6 protein-coding genes and 1 riboswitch are annotated in these 6,532 nt (G+C 70.1%); of the genes, 4 read left to right on the top strand and 2 right to left on the bottom strand.

All coding sequences use genetic code 11. The annotated features are described in order from the left end of the window. On the bottom strand, nucleotides 1–918 hold a 918-nt coding region (locus V7E46_RS31630; protein ID WP_333771625.1), incomplete at its 3' end, for a glucosyl-3-phosphoglycerate synthase. Between the two features lie 153 nt (nucleotides 919–1,071). After that, a riboswitch (SAM riboswitch) is annotated at nucleotides 1,072–1,199 on the top strand. On the opposite strand from V7E46_RS31630, the gene thrC reads away from it, so the two are divergent. From thrC to groL, 4 genes are all read left to right on the top strand, one after another. Next, a complete protein-coding gene (thrC, locus tag V7E46_RS31625) occupies nucleotides 1,193–2,524 on the top strand; it encodes a threonine synthase (RefSeq protein ID WP_333771624.1) in 1,332 nt (443 codons plus the stop codon). (Overlaps the previous riboswitch by 7 nt.) Continuing rightward, nucleotides 2,521–2,796, top strand: coding sequence for a MoaD/ThiS family protein (locus tag V7E46_RS31620; RefSeq protein WP_329178145.1), 276 nt, complete (start codon nucleotides 2,521–2,523; stop codon nucleotides 2,794–2,796). The genes thrC and V7E46_RS31620 overlap by 4 nt, the downstream gene beginning before the upstream one ends. Nucleotides 2,797–3,239: 443 nt before the next feature. Continuing rightward, nucleotides 3,240–3,443, top strand: a complete 204-nt coding sequence (locus V7E46_RS31615) for a cold-shock protein (protein ID WP_009339379.1) — start codon at nucleotides 3,240–3,242, stop codon at nucleotides 3,441–3,443. A gap of 360 nt (nucleotides 3,444–3,803) precedes the next feature. Beyond that, a complete protein-coding gene (groL, locus tag V7E46_RS31610; RefSeq protein ID WP_333771623.1) occupies nucleotides 3,804–5,426 on the top strand; it encodes a chaperonin GroEL in 1,623 nt (540 codons plus the stop codon). A 67-nt stretch (nucleotides 5,427–5,493) separates the two neighbouring features. Here groL and murQ read toward each other — a convergent pair whose 3' ends face one another. Then, on the bottom strand, nucleotides 5,494–6,423 hold the full coding sequence (murQ, locus tag V7E46_RS31605; protein ID WP_333771622.1) for an N-acetylmuramic acid 6-phosphate etherase: 930 nt from the start codon (nucleotides 6,421–6,423) through the stop codon (nucleotides 5,494–5,496). Nucleotides 6,424–6,532: the final 109 nt, after the last annotated feature.

Below are 6,532 nucleotides of genomic sequence, written 5' to 3'. Positions count from 1 at the left end.
GTATGGTTGCGCGCCCGGTTCCCCGCGCCCCTGGCGGGTGCCCTCCGGGCAGAGGTCGTACTGGGTCAGGCGGGGGCGTACGAGGTGGCCGCGGGCCAGCCGCAGATGGGCGGTGCGGTAGATGGCCGCGGCCATCCGGCCGAGTGCCTGGCCGTCCTGGTGGCGGTGGTGCCGCACCCCCACGTCGACCTGGCCGAGCGCGTCGAGCCCGACCAGCGCGAGGGAGTCGATGAGCATGCCCAGCTCGACCCCGTAGCCGACCGGGAAGGGCAGCTGTTCGAGCAGGGAGCGCCGCGCCGCGTACTCGCCGCCGAGCGGCTGGACGAAGCCGGCCAGCCGCGGCCAGTGGAGGTTGAGCAGCGGGCGGGCGACCAGTTCGGTGACCCGGCCGCCGCCGGCCGGGACGACGGTGCCGCCGGTCTCCAGCGGCCGGTCGTACATCGCCTTGACCAGGTGCACCGCCGGCTCGGTGAGCAGCGGCCCGACGATCCCCGACACGAAGCGGGAGTCGAACTCCCGCAGATCCGCGTCCACGAAGCAGACGATCTCGCCGCTGGTGACCAGCAGCGACCGCCACAGCACCTCGCCCTTGCCGGCCAGCGCGGGCAGCCGCGGCAGGATCGCGTCCCGCGGCACCACCGTGGCGCCGGCGTCGGCGGCGGCCCGGGCGGTGGCGTCGCGGGACCCGGAGTCGATGACGACGATCTCGTCCACGAGCGGCGCGCCCGGCGCCATCAGGTCGCGGCGGATCGCCCCGACGATCGCGCCGACCGTCGCCTCCTCGTTGCGGGCGGGCAGCACCACGCTGACCGTGCCCGCCGGGCCGGCCGCCCGTTTGGCGGCGAGCAGCACGTCGAGCGGGCGGTCGGCGGCCGACCACGACCGCAGGGACAGCCAGCGCTGCACCTCTTCGAGCACGTTCTCCGTCTCCCGTGTGATCCATCTCGCGGTTCGGACGACTACCTCGACTGTCACCTTTGTCGGTTACAGTCTTGAACAACGCCAGTGAGCCCCGCATGCCGGGGTGGCACGGCGTACAAACGCCCGGACCCCCGTCGTCCGGTGCCATACCGCTCATCCAGAGGGGCAGAGGGAACGGCCCGTTGAAGCCCCGGCAACCCTCCCGCCGACCGCGAGGTCATGGTGGGGACGGTGCCAATTCCGTCTTGTGGCGATCTCCGCCGCGAGGAAGATGAGGAGAAAGGGCCTCGCCACCATGGCTGTGCAGACTGTCGCCGGCAACACCACCAGCGTTTCCGCTGAGAATCCCCACGAAGCCGCCTTCGGACCCGCCGTCGCGCTGTCCTGCCGGGAGTGCGGCACGCGCTATCCGCTGAGCCCGGTCTTCGCCTGTCAGGAGTGCTTCGGGCCGCTGGAAGTGGCCTACGACCTGCCGCTGGGCGACCCGGAGGGCCTGCGCAAGCGGATCGAGGCCGGCCCCGCGAACATCTGGCGCTACGCCCCGCTGCTCCCGGTGCCCGCCGACGTCACCGAGAAGCAGAACCTCAACCCGGGCTGGACCAAGCTCGTCAGGGCCGACAACCTGGCCCGCGAACTGGGCATCACCGGCGGCCTGTACGTCAAGGACGACTCGGGCAACCCGACGCACTCCTTCAAGGACCGGGTCGTCGCCATCGCCCTTGAGGCCGCCCGCACCTTCGGCCTGACGACGCTGTCCTGCTCGTCCACCGGCAATCTGGCCGGCGCGGTCGGCGCCGCCGCGGCCAGGGCGGGCTTCCGCTCGTGCGTGTTCATCCCGCACGACCTGGAGGAGGGCAAGGTCGTGATGGCCGCGGTCTACGGCGGCGAACTCGTCGCGATCGAGGGCTCGTACGACGATGTGAACCGCTTCTGCTCCGAGCTGATCGGCGACCCGATCGGTGAGGGCTGGGGCTTCGTCAACGTCAACCTGCGGCCGTACTACGGCGAGGGGTCCAAGACGCTGGCCTACGAGATCGCCGAACAGCTCGGCTGGCGGCTGCCGGACAACCTGGTCATCCCGATCGCCTCGGGCTCGCAGCTCACCAAGATCGACAAGGGCCTCCAGGAGCTGATCAGGCTCGGCCTGGTCGAGGACAAGCCGTACACGATCTACGGGGCCCAGGCCGAGGGCTGTTCGCCGGTCTCCGCGGCCTTCAAGGCGGGGCACGACGTCGTACGCCCGGTGAAGCCGGACACCATCGCCAAGTCGCTGGCCATCGGCAACCCTGCGGACGGCCCCTACGTGCTGGACATCGTCCGGCGCACCGGCGGCGCGGTCGAGGACGTGGACGACACGCAGGTCGTGGACGCTATCAAGCTGCTCGCCCGCACCGAGGGGATCTTCGCCGAGACCGCCGGCGGGGTGACCGTCGGTGTGCTGCGCAAGCTCATCGAGACCGGGCTGCTCGACCCGGCCGCCGAGACCGTCGTGCTGAACACCGGCGACGGGCTCAAGACTCTGGACGCGGTGTCCCCGACCACCGGGCCGACCGCGACCATCCGCCCCACCGTTGCCGCGTTCCGAGAGGCTGGCCTCGCATGAGTGCTTCCGTACGTATCCCCACCATTCTCCGTACCTACACCGGCGGCCAGGCCGAAGTTCAGGCCGAGGGCGCGACGCTGGCCGCGGTGATCGAATCGCTCGAAAAGAATCATGCCGGTATTTCCGCGCGGGTTCTCGACGACACCGGCAAACTCCGCCGTTTCGTGAACGTCTATGTCAACGATGACGATGTCCGCTTTTCCGAGGGTCTTGCCACCGCGGTCCCCGACGGCGCCAGCGTGTCGATCATTCCCGCGGTCGCGGGCGGCTGAGCCGGCCCGCCCCCGAACTGTCAGGAATCCGCAGAAGCTCTGATGTTTAACCTGCGCCCCGCCCGGGAACTGCTTTCGCCCCCGGGTGGGGCGCCCGCATCCGGGGCACTCGGCGGGCCCGAGTTCATTTGCCAGGGGCAAGCGGCGCCTGCCTGGCGACCGCGTGGGGCGGGTGCGGCGATTTATCGCCAAAGTCATAAGCGAAAAACCCCTTAGGCCCGCTATGTCCGGTCCGACTTGCCCTTGATTATCATTTTTTCCTATGGTATTTCCGATCGGTCGCGCCCAGAATTCTCGTCCAATTGACCTGTTGCAGACGGCATCCGTGCAGATACATTCAGCCGCGGTCGACGCGTTCCGGCGCACACCTCTTCGGAGGTGAGGTCTGACCCGGGCCCGCGGAGCGCGGGGCCGCGATAGGGCCAGTAATAGGGGAGTTAGGAATGGCTCAGGGCACCGTCAAGTGGTTCAACGCGGAGAAGGGCTACGGCTTCATCGCGGTCGACGGTGGTGCGGATGTTTTCGTCCACTACAGCGCGATACAGATGGACGGATACCGCACCCTCGAAGAAGGCCAGCGAGTCGAGTTCGAGATCTCGCAGGGTCAGAAGGGGCCGCAGGCGGACATGGTCCGGCTGGCCGGCTGACGGCTCGGGCGCGTTCGGCCACCGACGCGACGCCACCACGAAGGGCCACCCCGCCAGGGGTGGCCCTTCGCCCATGCCCGGGTGCTCCGGGGGCCCTCGGGCCGCTCCCCGGACCGCCCCAGGCCGCCGGGGAAGGCCCCTTCCGCCGAGCCGCACGCTTGCACTCGCAGGGGGAGAGTGCTAATCATTGGCGTTAGCACTCTCCGAGTGAGAGTGCCACTTGGACCGGGTCGGTGAGGCCCGCCCGGGCGTCGGGAAGGAACCGGCGGCCGGCAGGCCGTCCGTCGCGGGCGCCACACGGTCCGATCCACCGCCCCCCGCCTCGGTGGGGGAACCCCCAGTCCGCGGAGGACACTTCACATGGCTAAGATCATCGCGTTCGATGAGGAGGCGCGGCGCGGCCTTGAGCGCGGGATGAACCAGCTCGCCGACGCCGTTAAGGTCACCCTCGGTCCCAAGGGCCGGAACGTCGTCCTTGAGAAGAAGTGGGGCGCCCCGACGATCACCAACGATGGTGTGTCCATCGCCAAGGAGATCGAGCTGGAGGACCCGTACGAGAAGATCGGCGCCGAGCTGGTCAAGGAAGTCGCGAAGAAGACCGACGACGTCGCCGGTGACGGCACGACGACCGCGACCGTCCTGGCCCAGGCCCTGGTCAAGGAAGGCCTGCGCAACGTAGCCGCCGGTGCCAACCCGATGGCGCTCAAGCGCGGCATCGAGAAGGCCGTCGAGGCCGTCTCCGCCGCCCTGCTGGAGCAGGCCAAGGACGTGGAGACCAAGGAGCAGATCGCTTCGACCGCCTCCATCTCCGCCGCCGACACCCAGATCGGCGAGCTGATCGCCGAGGCGATGGACAAGGTCGGCAAGGAAGGCGTCATCACCGTCGAGGAGTCGCAGACCTTCGGGCTCGAGCTCGAGCTCACCGAGGGCATGCGCTTCGACAAGGGCTTCATCTCGGCGTACTTCGCCACCGACCTGGAGCGTATGGAGGCGTCGCTCGACGACCCGTACATCCTGATCGTCAACTCGAAGATCTCCGCGGTCAAGGACCTGCTCCCGCTGCTGGAGAAGGTCATGCAGTCCGGCAAGCCGCTGCTGATCATCGCCGAGGACGTCGAGGGCGAGGCGCTCTCCACGCTGGTCGTCAACAAGATCCGCGGCACCTTCAAGTCCGTCGCCGTCAAGGCCCCGGGCTTCGGCGACCGCCGCAAGGCCATGCTCGGTGACATCGCCATCCTCACCGGTGGCACCGTCATCTCCGAAGAGGTCGGCCTCAAGCTGGAGAACGCCGGGCTCGACCTGCTCGGCCGCGCCCGCAAGGTCGTCATCACCAAGGACGAGACGACCATCGTGGACGGCTCGGGCGACACCGACCAGGTCGCCGGCCGGGTCAACCAGATCCGCGCCGAGATCGACAACAGCGACTCGGACTACGACCGCGAGAAGCTGCAGGAGCGGCTGGCGAAGCTGGCCGGCGGCGTGGCCGTCATCAAGGCCGGTGCCGCGACCGAGGTCGAGCTCAAGGAGCGCAAGCACCGTATCGAGGACGCGGTGCGCAACGCGAAGGCCGCCGTCGAGGAGGGCATCGTCGCCGGTGGCGGCGTGGCCCTGCTGCAGGCCACCGCGGTGTTCGAGAAGCTGGAGCTGGAAGGCGACGAGGCGACCGGTGCCAACGCCGTGAAGCTCGCGCTGGAGGCCCCGCTCAAGCAGATCGCCGTCAACGGCGGTCTTGAGGGCGGCGTCATCGTCGAGAAGGTGCGCAACCTGCCCATCGGCCACGGCCTGAACGCCGCGACCGGTGAGTACGTCGACATGATCGCCGAGGGCATCATCGACCCGGCGAAGGTCACCCGCTCCGCGCTGCAGAACGCCGCGTCCATCGCCGCGCTCTTCCTCACCACCGAGGCCGTCATCGCGGACAAGCCCGAGAAGGCGTCCGCCGCCGCCCCGGGCGGCATGCCCGGCGGTGACATGGACTTCTGATCCCGCCAGGGATCACCGTCCAGCACGCGAGGCGGCGCCCCTGCCGGCGAGGTCCGGTGCCGGCCGGTCAGGCCTGCGCGGACTCCAGGGCCTCGCGGAGGTGGCCGCCGGACTCGGTGAGCAGCCGGGCCGCGGTCGGCGCGTCGACCTTGGCCAGCAGGGCGAGGATGGCCGGTTTGACCTCGCCGCCGGTCGCGGTCAGCGCCTGCTCGATCGCCAGCTCGTCCGCGCCGGTGGCGAGCGAGACGATCCGCCGGGAGCGGGCCCGCAGCTTCTCGTTGGACGCGCGCACGTCCACCATCAGATTCCCGTAGGTCTTGCCGAGCCGGATCATGGTGATGGTTGACAGCATGTTCAGTACGAGCTTCTGGGCGGTGCCGGATTTCAGCCGGGTCGACCCGACGACCAGCTCGGGGCCGACAACGACCTCGATGCCGTGGTCGGCGGCGGCGGCCAGCGGCGACTGGGCGTTGCAGGACAGCCCGACGGTCAGCGCCCCGAGCGCGCGGGCGTGCTCGACGGCGCCGACCGCGTACGGGGTGCGCCCGGAGGCCGAGACGCCGACCACCGTGTCGGCGGCGGTCAGCCCGAGCGCGTCCAGGTCCTCGGCGGCCAGCTCCCTGCTGTCCTCCGCGCCCTCGATCGAGGTGACCATCGCGGCGGGGCCGCCCGCGATCAGGCCGACGACCTCCTGTCCCGGTGTGGTGTTGAAGGTCGGCGGGCACTCGCTGGCGTCCAGCACGCCGAGCCGTCCCGCCGTCCCCGCGCCGGCGTAGACCAGCCGGCCACCGCGTGCCATCCGGGCGGCGATGCCGTCGATGGCGGCGGCGATGCTGGGCAGCTGGGCGGCGACGGCGGCCGGAACGGTGGCGTCCTCACCGTTCATCGTGCGGGCGATCTCCAGGGTGGGCATGCGGTCGATCTCGGCGAGCTCCGGCCGGAACGCCTCGGTGGTCAGCGTGTCCAGCTCGCGGCGCAGCTCGGTGTACTGGGGCATATGCGGCTCGTTCATCCTTCTCGCAGTGGTCAGGTGCGGGCGTGGGGGGATGGGCCGGCCAGGCGTCCTTCAAGGCCGGCGGAGCGGAGGGCTCGGCGGGGTGGGGGCG

The organism is Streptomyces sp. IBSBF 2435 (genome assembly GCF_036815005.1).
Taxonomy (GTDB): domain Bacteria; phylum Actinomycetota; class Actinomycetes; order Streptomycetales; family Streptomycetaceae; genus Actinacidiphila.
Note: the sequence above shows the minus strand (reverse complement) of the source record. Positions and strands in the feature narration are given on the sequence as shown.